The sequence below is a fragment of the Pantoea trifolii genome (genome assembly GCF_024506435.1).
Taxonomy (GTDB): domain Bacteria; phylum Pseudomonadota; class Gammaproteobacteria; order Enterobacterales; family Enterobacteriaceae; genus Pantoea; species Pantoea trifolii.
Genome location: NZ_JANIET010000001.1, coordinates 3174505 through 3191259, shown reverse-complemented (window position 1 = coordinate 3191259; position 16755 = coordinate 3174505). Strand labels below are relative to the sequence as shown.

Annotated in this window: 13 protein-coding genes; 1 reads left to right on the top strand and 12 read right to left on the bottom strand. The window is 55.2% G+C overall.

Annotation, left to right across the window (positions count from 1 at the left end; genetic code table 11):
- Window positions 1-55: 55 nt before the first annotated feature.
- From NQH49_RS14795 to trxC, 3 genes are all read right to left on the bottom strand, one after another.
- A complete protein-coding gene (locus NQH49_RS14795) occupies window positions 56-2713 on the bottom strand; it encodes a bifunctional acetate--CoA ligase family protein/GNAT family N-acetyltransferase (RefSeq protein ID WP_256697192.1) in 2658 nt (885 codons plus the stop codon).
- Window positions 2714-2800: 87 nt separating this feature from the next.
- Window positions 2801-3505 carry a tRNA-uridine aminocarboxypropyltransferase gene (locus tag NQH49_RS14790; protein ID WP_256697190.1) on the bottom strand — a complete coding sequence of 235 codons (705 nt, stop codon included), beginning with the start codon at window positions 3503-3505 and terminating at the stop codon, window positions 2801-2803.
- Between the two features lie 91 nt (window positions 3506-3596).
- On the bottom strand, window positions 3597-4016 hold the full coding sequence (gene trxC, locus NQH49_RS14785) for a thioredoxin TrxC (RefSeq protein WP_008101648.1): 420 nt from the start codon (window positions 4014-4016) through the stop codon (window positions 3597-3599).
- A 156-nt stretch (window positions 4017-4172) separates the two neighbouring features.
- Here trxC and NQH49_RS14780 point away from each other — a divergent pair, with 156 nt between their 5' ends.
- Entirely contained in the window at window positions 4173-5285 is a 1113-nt protein-coding gene (locus NQH49_RS14780; RefSeq protein WP_256697189.1) for a tRNA/rRNA methyltransferase, read from the top strand.
- Window positions 5286-5322: 37 nt separating this feature from the next.
- Here NQH49_RS14780 and emrB read toward each other — a convergent pair whose 3' ends face one another.
- From emrB to nrdI, 9 genes are all read right to left on the bottom strand, one after another.
- The gene (gene emrB, locus NQH49_RS14775; RefSeq protein ID WP_256697187.1) at window positions 5323-6858 is read right to left on the bottom strand and encodes a multidrug efflux MFS transporter permease subunit EmrB; all 1536 of its coding nucleotides are present in this window, start codon (window positions 6856-6858) and stop codon (window positions 5323-5325) included.
- A 17-nt stretch (window positions 6859-6875) separates the two neighbouring features.
- Entirely contained in the window at window positions 6876-8048 is a 1173-nt protein-coding gene (gene emrA, locus NQH49_RS14770; RefSeq protein WP_256697186.1) for a multidrug efflux MFS transporter periplasmic adaptor subunit EmrA, read from the bottom strand.
- 148 nt (window positions 8049-8196) lie between these two features.
- Window positions 8197-8727 carry a transcriptional repressor MprA gene (mprA, locus tag NQH49_RS14765; RefSeq protein ID WP_008101638.1) on the bottom strand — a complete coding sequence of 177 codons (531 nt, stop codon included), beginning with the start codon at window positions 8725-8727 and terminating at the stop codon, window positions 8197-8199.
- Window positions 8728-9435: 708 nt separating this feature from the next.
- Window positions 9436-10431: a glycine betaine/L-proline ABC transporter substrate-binding protein ProX gene (gene proX, locus NQH49_RS14760; RefSeq protein ID WP_256697185.1), complete on the bottom strand. Its 996-nt coding sequence runs from the start codon at window positions 10429-10431 to the stop codon at window positions 9436-9438.
- A gap of 63 nt (window positions 10432-10494) precedes the next feature.
- Window positions 10495-11670, bottom strand: a complete 1176-nt coding sequence (proW, locus tag NQH49_RS14755) for a glycine betaine/L-proline ABC transporter permease ProW (RefSeq protein ID WP_154155567.1) — start codon at window positions 11668-11670, stop codon at window positions 10495-10497.
- Between the two features lie 2 nt (window positions 11671-11672).
- Window positions 11673-12863, bottom strand: coding sequence for a glycine betaine/L-proline ABC transporter ATP-binding protein ProV (proV, locus tag NQH49_RS14750; RefSeq protein ID WP_061718054.1), 1191 nt, complete (start codon window positions 12861-12863; stop codon window positions 11673-11675).
- 399 nt (window positions 12864-13262) lie between these two features.
- Window positions 13263-14222, bottom strand: coding sequence for a class 1b ribonucleoside-diphosphate reductase subunit beta (gene nrdF / locus NQH49_RS14745; protein WP_256697184.1), 960 nt, complete (start codon window positions 14220-14222; stop codon window positions 13263-13265).
- Between the two features lie 8 nt (window positions 14223-14230).
- Complete coding sequence (gene nrdE, locus NQH49_RS14740) at window positions 14231-16369, bottom strand: class 1b ribonucleoside-diphosphate reductase subunit alpha (protein WP_256697183.1); 2139 nt, start codon at window positions 16367-16369, stop codon at window positions 14231-14233.
- Window positions 16348-16752: a class Ib ribonucleoside-diphosphate reductase assembly flavoprotein NrdI gene (nrdI, locus tag NQH49_RS14735; protein WP_256697182.1), complete on the bottom strand. Its 405-nt coding sequence runs from the start codon at window positions 16750-16752 to the stop codon at window positions 16348-16350. The genes nrdE and nrdI overlap by 22 nt, the downstream gene beginning before the upstream one ends.
- Window positions 16753-16755: the final 3 nt, after the last annotated feature.

Here is a 16755-nt window from a genome sequence, read left to right as displayed (position 1 = left end):
GTAAATAATACCATCAACCGGCCTGTAGAGGAGGACTTTTACCTTTCTGTACAGGTTAGCTGATGACATCACCGAGCGGCAAATTCAGGCTGACAATGCCATCATCCAGTTGAATATTCACGCGAAAATTGAGTTTTCGCGCCAGCGTAATCATGCCGCTATTGTTTGGCATGGTGATACCGTTCAATTGTTGCAGGCCATGATCGCGCGTATAGCGAATCATCTTCTCCAGCAAGCGCCTGCCCATGCCCAAGCCTTTCAGGTCGGAACGCACCAGCACTGAGAATTCAGCATCGATATTGTCGGCATCAGAGATCGCGCGCGTTACGCCAATGATCTCGTCGACGCCATTGTGCTGGCGCACAGCGACAATCGCCATTTCGCGGTCATAATCGATTTGCGTCATATTTGCCAAATCTTCATGGGTAAACTCATTGATTTCACTGAAGTAACGATAGTAGAGATCTTCTTTAGTTACCTGAGCAATAAACGCGCGCAGCTGCGGTTCATCTTCCGGCAAGATGGGGCGGAACAGGCAATATTGCCCATCTTTTAGCTGCACCCGCTCTTCAAGATGGTGTGGATAAGGACGAATCGCCAGGCGCGTTTCGTTATCACCGTTGAAAGGCGCCAGCTGCAGCGTCACATCCAGCAGCGTGAATTCATTGGCCGATGCTAGCAGCGGATGAATATCCAGCCGCTGAATCTCTGGACAATCGACCACCAGGTTGGAAACCTGCACTAACAGCTGGCTAAGCCCGGTGATATCCAGCGGTCGTAACGCGCTACGGCTGCGTACTTTGCCGCTTTTCATTGCCTGAATCACCAGATAGCGCGCCAGCGTCATATTCAGCGGTGGCAAAGCCACGGCTGCTTGCTTGTCGGGCTGCCACTTCACGCCGCCTTCACCCAGCAGGATAATCGGGCCAAACAGCGGATCCTGTTCGACCACCACGCGTAACTCCTGTGCCCCGGCGCGGTTCGCCATACTCTGCACCAGCAGGCCATCAATATGCGCCTGCGGATGAGTTTCACGCACGCGCTCGAAAATGGCTTCAGCTGCTTGTTTTACTTCTGCAGCGCTGCGTAGATAGAGCATTACGCCTTGTACCTCGGACTTATGCGGAATGTCCGGCGAACGCAGCTTGAGCGCCACCGGATAACCAATCTGATCGGCAATGCTGGCAGCAGCGGCACTGTCGCTGGCAATCCAGGTGGGCAGCGTCGCCAGGCCGTAAGCCTGCAACACTGGCTGCACTTCATGGGTATCCAGCGTGGTGATGCCTTTATCCAGCGCTTGTTGAATCAGCTGATGCGCCTGCGCGCTGTTCTGCGTCAAACCGATCGGTAGCGCGGGCGTCTCACGCAGTTGCTTCTGGTTGCGGCGATATTCCACCTGATGCATGAAGGCGGTGACGGTGCCTTCCGGCGTGCGCCAGGTGGGAATGCCGGCCTGAGTAAAAGCACGCCGCGCGGACTGCGAGGAGTATTCGCCGCACCAGTTCGTCAGCAGCGTGACCTGCTTGCCGCGCGGATGTTTGGCAACCGCCGCGATAATCTGCTCGGCGGTTTCGCTGGAGGGTGATACGGCGCTTGGCGCATGAATGATCATCAGTGCATCGAGTTCATGGCTATCCAGCAGCCGTTCAATGCAGGCGACATAGCGCGCGGGTGTCGCGTCATCTTTCAAATCCAGCGGATTGCCGCGCCCAACGCCTTCCGGCAGCAGTGCGGCCAGCGCCTGCAACGTTTCATCACTCAGCGTCGCCAGCTTACCGTTACGTGCATACAGTTCATCCAGTGCCAGCGCTGCCGGGGCCGCGCCGTTACTGATGATCATCAGGCGATCGCCGCGCAGTGGACGCATATGGCTCAGCGACTCAACCGCCGTAAATAGCTCATGCGTATCCTGCACGCGCAGCAAACCGGCGCGCTGAATCGCCGCATCCCAGGCAGCATCCAGTCCGCTGTGAGTGCCGAGCATCGCCTGCGCCTGATGGCTGCGACCACTTTTTATCACCAGAATCGGTTTGTTGCGTGAGGCGCTGCGCGAAGCGGAAACAAAGCGACGCGCATCGCTGAGGTGTTCGAGGTAGAGCAGAATGGCGCTGGTTTTGCCGTCGCGCGCGAGGAAATCCAGCAGATCATCCACGTCGATATCCAGGCTATCCCCTAAGGCGATAAACCAGGAAAAACCGAGGTTACGCTGCTGCGCCCAATCGAGAATAGTGTTAGAGACCGCAGCGGATTGCGAAATAAAAGCAATGCGACCTTTAGCAATCGGCACCGGCGAGAAGCTGGCATTCAACCCTTGCCACGGTGCCAGCAAACCTAAGCTGTTGGGCCCAAGCAGGCGAATTTGCCATTGGCTCGCACAGGCTTTCAGTTCTTCCAACTGGCTGGACGGCGCCGAGAGAATAATGCAGGCCTTACAGCCTTTTTCACCCAGTTGTTGCAGCAGCTCGAGATTACGTTTGGCGTGGGTACAGATGATGGCGAGATCGGGTGCGAAGGGCAGGCTGGCGATATCGGGCCACGCTAGCACGCCGCTCACCGCCTTATACTTAGGCGTTACCGGCAATACCGGACCACTAAATCCACCGGCCAGCAAGTTACGCATCATAAAGTAGCCGGCGCGGCCCGGTGTGATTGATGCACCGATTACCGCGATTGATTTAGGTCGTAACAGCGCTTCCAGTCCGCGTTGGCTCATCATCCGCTCCTGCTATCAAGATTGGCATGATTGTAAACGCTTTTTACCGCGCTTGCCGATTCGCCGATCGCAGGCTGAGAACCAGCTTCAGATTCCGCTACTCAATGCTTCTTCCAGAGCATGAATCGGATGATGCGGTTTCCCCGCCAGATAAGCATGACGGAAGCGGGCGAAATAGTGCTGTAACTCGGCGGCGGCGACGAGATCGCCCGCCTGTTCCAGCAGCGCGGCAGCCACTTCGGCGGTGCAGTGCTGGCCTTCGCCGTGGGCTTCGCGCAGCGTGTAGCGCGACGGCGCAGAAACGTTTAACGACATCACCGGCAACGCATCCAGCCACGGGCTTTTGCGGAACATCTTGCGCGCTTCAGTCCAGGTACCGTCGAGCATAATAAACAGCGGCGGTTTGCCGGTAAGCGGCGGGCTGGTGAGCACTTCACGACCGGCATCAGCATAAGACGCAGGGAAAACCACCAGCGGCTGATAAAGCTCATTCTTCACCGCCGCCAGCAGCGCGGGATCTGGCTCAGTGCGTGACCAGCCAAACGCCTCGGTGTCCGGCAGCACATCGGCGATTAATCTTCCGGTATTGCTCGGCTTCATCGGCTCGGTATCGAACATCACCAGACAAAAGCGACTGCGCGCTTGCTGAGGCTGGATGGTGGCGCACAGACAGTTTTTCTGCGGCAGCAGGCAGCGTTGGCAACGGATGACACGATTACCGCGCGCAAGAAACGGGCGCGTGGCGCGCGCTAAACGTTGCGCACGTAAGCGCAGAACGGCATTTTCAAACATAGGTTCGCAGGCAGGATAAAAAACGCCAGTGTAATGGAATTAGCCGGGAAAGGTAATAAGGAAGGCCAGCATGCGGCTGGCCATCAGCGGTTTACAGCGATTCGTCGAGCCACTCGTTAAAGGGCGCTTTTGGCATTGCGCCATTCAGCATGTCGACCATCTCGCCGTTCTTGAACAGCATAATCGTAGGAATGCTACGAATGCGGAAACGCGAGCTGAGCGCAGGTTCAGCTTCGGTATTCACTTTCACGAAGCGCACTTTCCCGCGACGCTCGTCTGCGACATCTTTAAACACCGGTGCGAAGTTAACGCACGGACCGCACCACGGTGCCCAGAAGTCGATCACCACGGGCAGATCGTCTTGCAGATACTTATCCAGCGTGGCGGCCGTCGCGTTGGCGATTTCACCGTTGAACAGCTCGCCGCCGCAGCGACCGCATTTTGCTCCATCGGCAATGCGCGACTCGGGCACGCGGTTGGTTGCCTGACAGGAGGCACAAACTGTATTCATATTTACCTCAACCCGGACCTGTAAATCTGATGATTGCCGAACATTATGAAAAGGTTGAGTGCTATGCTCAATCTGGATTGCCCAATAGGTTCAATAGTTGATAGCTAAGCACCGACACATCAGGTAATCTTCGCGCTCTCAATGCTGGAGGAACAGATGAACGACGAATTTAAAGGCAAAAGCGGCAAGGTAAAAGTGATGTACGTACGTGATGAGGAGGGTGGTCAAAAGCCGAATCCCCGTACCGGCAAAGGCGGCCGTCCTGCTGCGCGCCAGGAAGATAATCGTCGTTCTGGTCCTCGCAGCAGTGCACGTAATAATGAAGAAGGTGGCCGTAGCGGCGCACGCAGCTCGGCACCGCGCGGTGCGAGCAATACCGAACGTGGCCGCAGCTTTGGACGTCGTGACGATCGTGGTGACGACAACCGCAGCTTCGGTGATTCGCCGTGGCGCACCGTTTCTCGTCCACCGGTTGCCGATGACAGCCAGCTGGATGAGGCCGCGAACAAGCCGGTGATCGATCCAGAGCAGATTCGCCGTCAGCGTCAGGAAGAGACGCGCGTCTACGGTGAAAATGCCTGTCAGGCGCTGTTCCTGAGCCGCCCGGAAAGCATCGTGCGTGCCTGGTTTATTCAAAGCGTAACGCCGCGTTTCCGCGAAACCCTGCGCTGGCTGGCGGCCAACCGCAAAGCCTATCATGTGGTAGAAGATGCTGAGCTGACCAAAGCCTCAGGTACTGAACACCACGGCGGCGTGTGCTTCATCATCAAAAAACGCATGGGCATGCCGGTTACCGAGTGGCTGACAAAGGCACCGACCAAAGATTGCGTGCTGGCGCTGGAAGATGTCAGCAACCCGCACAACCTTGGCGGCATTATGCGTAGCTGCGCGCACTTCGGTGTGAAAGGTTTGCTGGTGAATGATGCTTCGCTGCTGGAATCGGGTGCGGCAGTCCGTACCGCCGAAGGTGGCGCTGAGCACGTCCAGGCAATCAGCGGCGAAAGCTTTGCCGATGGTCTGGAAGCGTTCCGTAAAGCGGGTTACACCATCGTTACCACCTCAAGCCATGAAGGCACACCGCTGGCGAAAGCCGAGCTGCCTGCCAAAATGGTGTTGGTGTTGGGTCAGGAGAGCGAAGGTCTGTCAGACAGCGCTTTCCAGCAGGGCGATCTCAGCCTGTCGATTGGCGGCACCGGCAACGTTGAAAGCCTCAACGTGTCCGTGGCGACCGGTATTCTGCTCGCCGAATGGTGGCGTCAGAACGCATAAAAAAACGGGCCGCAAGGCCCGTTTTTATTTGTATCGCTTAGTGAGCGCCGCCGCCGCCACTGCCCGCACCGAATGGTGGACGCGCAAACCACACCAGCACCAGCAAGATCAAGAACACGCCCGCCGATGCCCAGAAGATCTCATTCGCCGAAATAATCAGACCCTGATTGGTAATTTGCTGCGCGATATACGCCGAGGCCTGTTGCTGGGTCATGCCCATGCTTTGCAGCTGGTCGTACATCTGCTGTGAATTGACGTTGTACGGATTCACCGACTCCGACAAATAACTATGATGCATCGATTCACGGTTACTCCACATGGTGGTAGTAATCGAGGTACCGATGGAACCCGCCAGCGTACGCACGAAGTTCGACAGGCTTGATGCCGCCGCCATACGTTCTGGCGGTAAGCCTGACAGCGTAATGGTGGTGAGCGGCATAAAGAAGCACGCCACCGCAAAGCCCTGAATAAACTGCGGCCACGCCGATGCACCAAAATCCATCCCCGGCTCAAACGTGTAGGCGCGCCAGTAGAAACAGACGGCATACATGATGAAGCTGAAGGTCACCAGCTTACGCATATCCAGCTTGTGCGCGAAGCGGCCAATGATCGGCGACAGGATCACCGGCAGAATCCCCACCGGTGCCGACGCTAATCCGGCCCAGGTGGCGGTGTAGCCATATACCTCCTGTAATAGCTGCGGCAGCAACACTATCGAGCCGAAGTAAAGCATATAGGCCAGACTGATCGACAAACAGCCGATGGTGAAATTGCGCATCTTGAACAACGACAAATCGACTATCGGATGGTCATCGGTGAGCTCCCACACCAGCAACACCAGCAGCGCCACCACGGCGACCACCATCAGCACTATAATTTCGGTGGAGCTAAACCAGTCGAGCTCTTTACCGCGATCCAGCATCACCTGCAGCGAGCCAATGCCCACCACCAACAGCACCAAACCCACCATATCGATCGGGCGGATTTCGGTTTGGGTTTCACGTCCGCGCAGCGTTTGCAGCGTCAGCAACACCACCACCAAACCAATCGGTACGTTGATGAAGAAGATCCAGCCCCAGTGATAGTTATCGCTGATCCAGCCGCCCAAAATCGGGCCGCAGATCGGCGCGACAATCACCGTCATCGCCCACAGCGAGAGCGCCACGCTGCGTTTCGCCGGCGGATAGTTGTTCAGCAGCAAACTCTGCGACAGCGGAATCAGCGGACCGGCAACCACGCCCTGAATGACGCGGAAGAAGATCAGCATCTCAAGGCTTTCGGACATGCCGCACGCCCAGGACGCCAGCACAAACAGAATGGTCGACCAGGTAAACAGCTTCACTTCACCGATGCGCTTCGCCAGCCAACCGGTAATCGGAATCGAGATGGCGTTTGCCACCCCGAAAGAGGTAATTACCCATGTGCCCTGCGAGTTCGAGGCACCGAGGTTACCGGCGATGGTCGGAATCGCCACGTTAGCGATGGTGGAGTCGAGTACCTGCATAAACGTCGCCAGCGACAGGGCGATGGTCATCAGGACTAACGGCGCACCTTCAAGCGGTTTTTGTGCCATAACAGCCTCCCGCGGCGTTAGTCAGCGTTGGCACGAACGATGTCAGTAATCAGCTGGTTAACCGGCGCGAGGTCGATTGCCAACGCATTACTTTCATACGCGGCTTGCGAACGCACGGCGCTGGCCAGCGTGGCGCCATCTTTGTTCTGCGTGTCGACTTTCACCAGCGTGGAGAGGCCGATACGCAGCGGATGTTCCGCCACTTGTTTCGGATCCAGCTCAATACGCACCGGCAGACGCTGAACCACTTTGATCCAGTTACCGGTGGCATTCTGCGCAGGCAGCAGCGAGAAGGCGCTGCCGGTACCCATATCCAGGCCCACCACTTTGCCGTGATACTCCACGTCATCGCCGTAGATATCGCTGATCACCGTGGCCGATTGACCGATACGCACACCCGCAAGCTGCGTCTCTTTGAAGTTCGCATCGATCCACAGGTTAGTGGACGGCACCACCGCCAGCAGCGGCGTGGTGGTGGAGATTTGCGAACCCACCTGCACGCTACGACGGGAAATGAAGCCATCAATCGGACTACGAATCTCGGTACGCTGTAGCGCCAGCCAGGCATCGCGCAATTCAGCCGCACTTTGCTGTACCGCCGGCTGGTTTTCCAGCGAGGTATTCAGAATCATCGCCTGGTTAGCGTTGTATTGCTGTACTGCCACATCCAGCTGTGCTTTGGCAGTTGCCACGGCATCACGCGAGTGTTGCAGCTCTTCGCGACCAATCAGATTTGACGCGCCCAGCGGCTCGCGGCGTTTCAGGTCAGCTTCGGCCTGTTCTAACGCGGTTTGCTGCAACTTGATGGTGGCTTGATACTGCTTGCCGTTGATCATCAGCTGGTGGGTTTGACGCACGCTGGTGGCCAACGCGGTCTGCGCTTTCTCAAACGCCTGCTCTGCATCGGTTTTATCCAGTGACACCAACACATCGCCTTTCTTCACGATGTCGGTGTTGTCGAACCACACTTTGTTTACGCTGCCGGAAACCTGCGCCATCACCTGCACCTGGTTGCCCGCCACGTACGCATCATCGGTTTCCTGGAAGTGACGCAGCACCAGATACCAGTAAGCCAGATACGAAACACCAATAATTACAAACACGATAGCCAGCAGGATCAGCACACCTTTGCGCTTCTTCTTTTTATTCGCTGGCTGTTGCGGGCTTTGAGCTTCCGCTGTCGCACTCATGTCGTTCTCCACGTTTTCCATTTAGTCGGGATGTGCTGATCCTTCAACACGGTTGCCCGAGTCGAAAAAGCCAGCGCTTGAGCGCTGGCCGGACAAAAGGGGATTAAAATAGCGATTTCGGAAGGTGATTGTGTCGCACTTCTTGCTATTAGCGCGACAGGGAAGCGATAACCTGATCTTCGTCCATTTTATCGAGACGGTTAAGTAACTTACGGGTAATCGATTCCAGCTGATCCTGCTCGTTAGTGGAGAGCGAAGACCACAAGTATTGCAGGCTCTGATGCTGCGGTGGGAGCAGCTGACGCAGGAACTCATTACCTTTTTCGGTCAAATGCAGATGCAGGCAGCGACGATCGTTCTCGCTTTCACGGCGTTCGATCCAGCCGCGCTTCTCCAGCTCATCGGCGATACGCGTGGCATTGGTGCGTGAAGAGCCGAGAGCAGAACTCAGTTCTGAAGGCTGAATGCTCTGATTTTCCTGCGCATCAAGGGTAATCAGCGCCATGAATAAGGTCTCGTTAATTCCCTGCGCCTTCAACATTTTGTTGCGATTATCCAGCAGTTTTCCCTGCATATGCATGCACAAGCGGGTCAGAATGATCTCCTGCAGCGGAAAATCTTTATGGCGGTTAGCACGGATGTTTAGCATCTGTTCAATGGGAGTAAACGAACTTTCCATTTTAAAAAAACCTCTTAGTTGCAACTGGTATAGTAATGATGGTGACAGATTAAGCGTAGTCACAATTTCCGCAGGTGATTGTTAGTACGATCACATTGTCAACATCTGACATTCCAGGTTGTTCCTTAACCCAGGGCATTTCGCCCTGACATCCCGCCTGATCATGCAGGCAGCCGATGTCATCAATTAATCCCGGGAAATCTTTTTACTGATAAATAATTTCGCGAGAAAAAATAACTCTGGTGAATAACTGCGCTGCTAACCATAACAAAGCCAATCATCAATGAACAGTATCGCTCAGCGGTTTGGTCTCATCTTTACGATTTCTAAACACTTTTAGCACGCAGCTTGTCCACTAAAATCAAGGCGTTGATTAACATGCTCTTAACAACGCCCGCGCGGATGCGATACCAGCAAAAATGATGGAATTCGATCGCTAAGCGGGAAGCAGTCATTGCGCGAGGAGAAGAAAGATAATCATTTGTGGGTAATAGTAACCGAAAAAATTATTTCAATGGTGTGTTAATTAACAGGACGTACCAGTGCGCTATAGCATACGCTTCGCTTATCGGGGGGATGAGAGTGGGTAAGGAAGAAACTTGCCATAGCGGCGCAATTCATTGTGCAGAGTGGTTGTAGTGCATTTATCGCAAGAAAAACGGCGCGATAAATCGCGCCGCCACAATACCAACGCTAATGTAAATCGCGTTACTTCGCTGCCGCCAGCGCGTCCTGAATCCACTTATCGAATTCCGCCTGGTGACCTTTGATCCAGCCATCAACGTGGCCATTGATATCGGCTTCAGACGCATGGCCCGCATGCATCGCTGCATTCTCGGCGTTGATGTCGCCAATTGGCAGCTTCATCTCAGCAAACAGTTTTGCCGCTGCCGGATTTTTCTCGGTCCAGGCTTTGTTGGCGACAATGTGCATGGTGTTCACCGGGAAACCGTAGTTAGCACCGTTCGCCAGCTTGGTATCTACTTTGCTCTGCTCGCCTGGCAGTGAAGAGAACGGCACCTGCAGCCATACCACATCTTTACCCGGCTTCAGCACGTCGCTGACCCAATACGGCGTCCAGGTGTAATAGAACACCGGTTTGCCCTGCTTAAAGCGCGTGATGGTATCGGCGATCATCGCCGAGTAGTTGCCCTGATTGTGCTCAACGGTATTGCTTAGCTTGTAGGCTTCAATCTGGTGATTAATAACCGCTTCACAGCCCCAGCCTGGCGTACAGCCGGTCAAATCCGCTTTGCCATCGCCATTGGTATCAAACAGCTTGGCGATTTTTGGATCTTTCAGCTGCTCGATATTGGTGATGTGATACTGCTCGGCGGTTTTCTTATCGATCAGGTAACCCTGCGCAGCGCCACCGACGTAAGTGCCTTGACGATAAAACTTCGCATCGCCGCCCGCTGCTTTATACATATCGTCGTGCAGCGGTTTCCAGTTGGTGGCAATAAAGGTGGCATCACCGGCTGCGATAGTGGTGTACGCCACGTTGTAATCAATCTCGCTTGGCTTCTCAACGGTATAGCCGAGTTTCTCCAGCGCGCGGCTCACCAGCAGCGTCTGGAAGGTCTCTTCAGAGATGGTGCTTTGAGTCGGTTTAACGGTGATGCCTTTACCGGGCAGGTCGGCGGCGGACACGTGCGTCGCGGCGAACGTCGTCAGGACGGCAGCGATGAGAGCTGTCTTGCGCATAGTCATTCCTTATTTTACGTGTTACGTCGGAGACGGGCGGCCGCAGTGGACCGCCCATGGAAATCAGGCTTTTTTACTGAAGGGGCGCAGCAGCAGACCCAGCGGGCCAGTGCTGTACCAGTGGCGGCTGCCACGGCTGCGGCTGTCGCGGCCCATCGACTGGGTCAAACGATCAAGAATAATGGCGAGAATCACGATGCCCACGCCGCCGACGGTGGCGAGGCCCATATCCAGGCGACCAATGCCGCGCAGCACCATCTGGCCAAGACCGCCAACGGCGATCATCGAGGCGATGACTACCATCGACAGCGCCAGCATCAGCGTCTGGTTTACACCAGCCATGATGGTCGGCATCGCCAGTGGCAGCTGCACTTTGAATAGCATCTGACGCGGGCTGGCACCGAAGGATTCACTCGCTTCAATCAGATCGGCCGGCACCTGCTTAATGCCCAGAATGGTGAGGCGCACAATAGGTGGCAGCGCAAAGATAATGGTCACCACCACGCCCGGCACGTTGCCGATACCAAACAGCATCACGATCGGTACCAGATAGACGAAGGCGGGCGTGGTCTGCATCGCATCCAGCAGCGGACGAATAATGCGCGCGGCACGTTCACTGCGCGCCAGCCAGATGCCGAGTGGCAAGCCGATGATGATGCAGAACAGCAGGGCGGTCAGCACCAGCGCCAGCGTAACCATCGCCTGCGACCAGGCACCAATTGCGCCGATGGCAATCAGCGAGACCAGCGTGGCAATGCCCATCGCCGGGCTGGCAATCTGCCAGGCGATCAGCGCAAACACCACAATCGCCACCGGCGCGGGCATGCCGAGCAGTAACTGCTGGAACGCGCTGAGGATGTAATCCACCGGCACGCGAATCCCCTGAAACACCGGACGGAAATGGCTGACCACCCAATCGATGCCTTCAGTCACCCAGCTATCAAGGGGAATCCAGGTTTTATGGAACGGGTCCATGATGTTGAAATGCTCAGGCGCGGGAGCGGGCGCGCTGCTCAGCCAGTCGCTGCTGCTGCTGGCAGCATTGCTGGCGGCATCGTGGCCACCGCTGCTGGCGGCGGAGGGATCGCCCCATGCATCGGCGCTATTATTATCCGCAGGCGCGGCACCGCCGCTCGCCCAGGGATCGCTGCTGCTGGCAGCGGCGCTGGTATCGGTTGTGGCAGGTTGCTGGGTGGTTTGGCTGGCGCTTTCCCACGGATTCGCTGTTTGTTCACTCATGATTAGGCTCCTTCACGGTCTAAAGCACGCAACAACATGCTTTTCGAAATGATACCGACGTACTGATTCTCCTCGCTGACCACCGGCACGGCGCAGGGCGCTTGTGCCACATGCGACAGCAGATCGTTCAGGGAGGTATCGGCAGGAACCGCTAACGGCGTGTCGAGCAGCGCGCTATCCAGCCCTTCACCGGCCGCCAGCGCGGCTTTCAATGAATCGGTGGACACCACGCCAACAAACTTCTGTTTCTCCAGCACATAGCCATATTCGCGATCTTCATCCTGCAGCAGCTTGATGGCGGATCGCGGACCAAAACCGGCGGCTTTGCGGATCAGTGAACCCGCACTGCGACGCGCAATATCTTTGGCGCTAAACACGTGACTGATATCGACGCCACGGAAGAAGGTGCGCACATAATCGTTGGCAGGATTATTGAGGATTTCATCCGGCGTGCCGACCTGCACCACTTCGCCGCCCTGCATAATGGCAATGCGGTCGCCAATGCGCATCGCTTCATCGAGGTCGTGAGAAATAAATACGATGGTACGCTGATGTTTGGCCTGCAGTTTTACCAGTTCATCCTGCATTTCGGTACGAATCAGCGGATCAAGTGCTGAGAAGGCTTCATCCATTAATAAAATATCTGGATTAATCGCCAATGCGCGGGCTAATCCAACGCGTTGACGCATGCCGCCAGAAAGTTCATCGGGATAAGAGTGAGCGTAATTATCCAGGCCAACCTGACGCAATGCTTCCAGCGCTTTTTCCTGACGTTCGGCCAAAGCGATGCCGGCTAATTCCATGCCAAAAGCCGCGTTATTTAGCACCGTCATGTGCGGCATTAATGCGAAGGATTGGAATACCATACTGATCTTATTTCTGCGTACTTCACGCAGTTCCGATTCCGATATTTTGGCAATATCGACACCGTCTATGATTACCTGGCCACGCGTGGGCTCGATCAGACGATTGAGAAGGCGAACCATGGTGGACTTACCTGAACCTGAAAGCCCCATGATGACGAAGATCTCGCCTTCTTCAATGGCCAGACTGGCATTTTTGACGCCAACAGAGAGACCGGTTTTCGCCAGAATACTCTCTTTGCTTTCGCCTTTATCGATCAGCTTAAATGCCTTTTCGGGATTATCCCCAAATACCTTATATAAATTCTTTACTTCGAGTTTAATTGCCATGCAGTAATTAATTTCCCGGTTAAATGTTTAACTATTTCTTGTTGTGGTCCTGATTAAATTTAAGCGCCCTATACCCTAGCATAGTGAAATTATCTGACAACCCTGAATGGCGATATTCGGCGGCACGCGCAGCGGTCAATGGCTAAAATCGCCAGTGCTCACAAGGGATGCGCGTGGATTAAATTTTTATGAAGGATAGTGTGATTTATCACTATTTCACGGCGGAAATGGTGTCAATGGCGTGAAAAAAGATGTTGTGAGTGGAAATAGAAAGGGGCGATTGATGGATATTTAAATGTCAATTATGACGAGGCGAGGGGAATAAATGTGGAATCCAGGTCGCCATAAATGGCGACCCTACGACGTAGGGTGCGCATTAATGCGCACCGGGTATTAATGTTAAAAATTCCAGTCTTCGTCTTCGGTCTCTACTGCTTTACCCATGACATAAGAAGAGCCCGAGCCGGAGAAGAAATCGTGATTTTCATCGGCGTTGGGCGACAGCGCAGACAAGATCGCCGGGTTCACTGCGGTCAATTCCGCCGGGAACAGCGCTTCGTAGCCGAGGTTCATCAGCGCCTTGTTGGCGTTGTAGTGCAGGAAGGTTTTCACCTCTTCCGCCCAGCCGACTTCGCCGTACAACGCTTCGGTATACACCACTTCGTTTTCGTACAGTGCCAGCAGCAAATCAATCGCGAACTGTTGCAACTCTTCACGGCGACCAGCATCAACATTTTCCAGCGCTTTTTGGTACTTATAGCCGATGTAGTAACCGTGAACCGCTTCGTCACGAATGATCAGACGAATCAGGTCAGCGGTGTTGGTCAGCTTGCCACGGCTTGACCAATACATCGGCAACCAGAAACCGGAGTAGAACAGGAACGATTCAAGGAACACGCTGGCGATTTTCTTCTTCAGCGGATCCTCGGCGCGATAGTGCTCCAGCACAATCTTCGCCTTGTTCTGCAGCGCGTCATTCTCTTCACTCCAGCGATACGCCGCATCGACATCTGCGGTGTTACACAGCGTGGAGAAAATCGAACTGTATGAACGCGCATGCACCGCTTCCATAAAGGAGACGTTCGACAGCACGGCTTCTTCATGCGGTGTCATCGCATCCTCCATCAGGCCCGGCGCACCGATCACGTTCTGGATGGTGTCGAGCAGCGTCAAACCGGTAAACACCCGAATGGTCAGCTGCTGTTGCTGGTGGTCCAGCGACTGCCACGCCGGCAAATCGTTGGAGAGCGGCACTTTTTCCGGCAGCCAGAAGTTGCTGGTCAGTCGGTTCCACACTTCGAGGTCTTTCTCGTCCTGAATGCGGTTCCAGTTAATCGCTTGAATCTGTTTTAGTTGCATAGTTTTCATCACAGTGAGCAGGAGACGCAGCCCTGCACCTCGGTGCCTTGAAGCGCCATCTGGCGCAGACGAATGTAATAGAGCGTTTTGATGCCTTTCTTCCACGCGTAAATCTGCGCTTTGTTGATATCGCGCGTGGTGACGTCGTCGCGGAAGAACAGCGTCAGCGACAGGCCTTGATCGACGTGCTGCGTGGCTTCGGCGTAGGTATCAATAATCGCCTCCGGCCCAATCGAGTACGCATCCTGATAGAGGTCGAGATTGTCGTTGGTCATAAACGGTGCCGGATAATAGACGCGGCCAGTTTTGCCCTCTTTACGGATCTCAATGCGCGACACAATCGGATGAATGCTGGAGGTTGCATGGTTGATGTACGAGATCGAACCGGTTGGCGGAATCGCCTGCAGGTTCTGGTTGTACAGTCCATGCTGCATCACCGCTGCACGTAGCGCTTGCCAGTCGGCCTGCGTCGGCAGAGCCAGTCCGGCATCAGCGAACAGTTTTGCCACACGCGCGGTGCGTGGTTGCCACGCTTGTTCGATGTACTTATCGAAATATTGCCCGCTGGCGTATTTCGAGTCGGCGAAACCGTCAAAACTCTTCTGATGCTCCTGCGCCAGCAGATTCGAGGTGCGCACGGCGTGATAGGTGACGCAATAGAAGTAAAGATTGGTGAAATCCAGCGCTTCTTCTGAACCGTACGCCATGCCTTCGCGCGCCAGATAACCGTGCAGGTTCATCTGACCCAAACCAATCGCGTGCGAGCGGCGATTGCCTTCCGCCACCGACGGCACCGAATTGATCTCACTCATTTCGGAAACGGCGGTCAGCGCACGCACGGCGGTTTCCACGGTTTGCGCCAGATTGCGCGAATCCATGGCATGGGCAATGTTGAGCGAGCCGAGGTTGCAGGAGATATCTTTGCCGATGCGACGATAGCTAAGATCGTCATAGAACTCGCTGGCGCTATTAACCTGCAAAATCTCGGAGCAGAGATTACTCATGTTAATGCGACCGGCAATCGGGTTACTGCGGTTCACGCTGTCTTCGAACATGATGTACGGATAGCCCGACTCAAACTGAATCTCCGCCAGCGTTTGGAAGAAATCGCGCGGCTTGATGTAGGTTTTGGTGATGCGATCGTCCGCCAGCATCTCGTCGTAATGCTCGCTGATGCTGATATCACCAAAGGCTTTGCCGTAGATGCGCTCGACATCGTACGGCGAGAACAGCGCCATATCGCGATTCTCTTTCGCCAGCTGGAAGGTGATATCCGGGATCACCACGCCGAGCGACAGCGTTTTGATGCGGATCTTCTCGTCGGCGTTTTCACGTTTGGTATCGAGAAAGCGGAAAATATCCGGGTGATGCGCATTCAGCCACACCGCACCTGCGCCCTGACGTGCACCCAGCTGGTTAGCGTAGGAGAACGCATCTTCCAGCATCTTCATCACCGGAATCACGCCCGATGACTGGTTCTCAATGCGCTTAATCGGCGCACCCGATTCACGCAGGTTGGAGAGCAGGAACGCCACGCCGCCGCCGCGTTTCGACAGCTGCAACGCCGAATTCACCGCGCGACCAATCGATTCCATATTGTCTTCGATGCGCAGCAGGAAACAGGAAACCAGCTCGCCGCGCTGCTGCTTACCGCAGTTAAGGAAGGTTGGCGTAGCGGGCTGGAAGCGACCGCTCAGCATTTCCGCCAGCAGCTCGCGCGCTAAGGTTTCATTGCCGCGTGCCAGCGTCAGCGCCACCATGCAGGCGCGCTGTTCAAACGTTTCCAGATAGCGTTTGCCGTCGAAGGTTTTCAGCGTATAGCTGGTGTAAAACTTCCACGCACCGAGGAAGGTGTGAAAAGCGAAACCCGCCGCATCGGCTTCATCGTGCAGCTGGCACAGGAAAGCGAAATCGTACTGATTCAGCACTTCGGCTTCGTAGTAGCCTTCGGCCACCAGATAGCGCAGGCGTTCACCCGCAGAGGCAAACTGCACGGTATGGGGTTGCACATGCTGCAGGAAGAACTGGCGCGTCGCTTCGTGATCTTTGCTGAACTGGATGCGGCCGTCGGCGTCATACAGGTTCAGCATCGCGTTAAGCGCGTGGTAATCCGTTAGCGAGCTGTTTAGGGTGTCTGTCGTTGCCAAAATTGGGTCACTCCCGCTTTTACATTAGCGATATCGTCGGGGGTTCCCATCAGCTCAAAGCGGTAGAGATAGGGAACCTGACATTTCTGCGCAATGATGTCGCCCGCCAGGCAATAGCCTTCACCGAAGTTGCGGTTACCGGCAGCGATCACCCCGCGAATCCCGCGTCGGTTGGCATCATCATTGAGGAATTGAATCACTTGTCTCGGCACCGCACCGCGCGAACTGCCGCCGCCGTAGCTCGGCACCACTAAAATGTAGGGCTGTTCGATATAAAGGCGCTGCTTGCCGTCAACCGGAATGCGGCGGGCAGGCAGCCCCAGACGAGTGATGAATCGGTGCGTGTTTTCCGACTGGCTAGAGAAATAGACCAGTGGAAACATGGC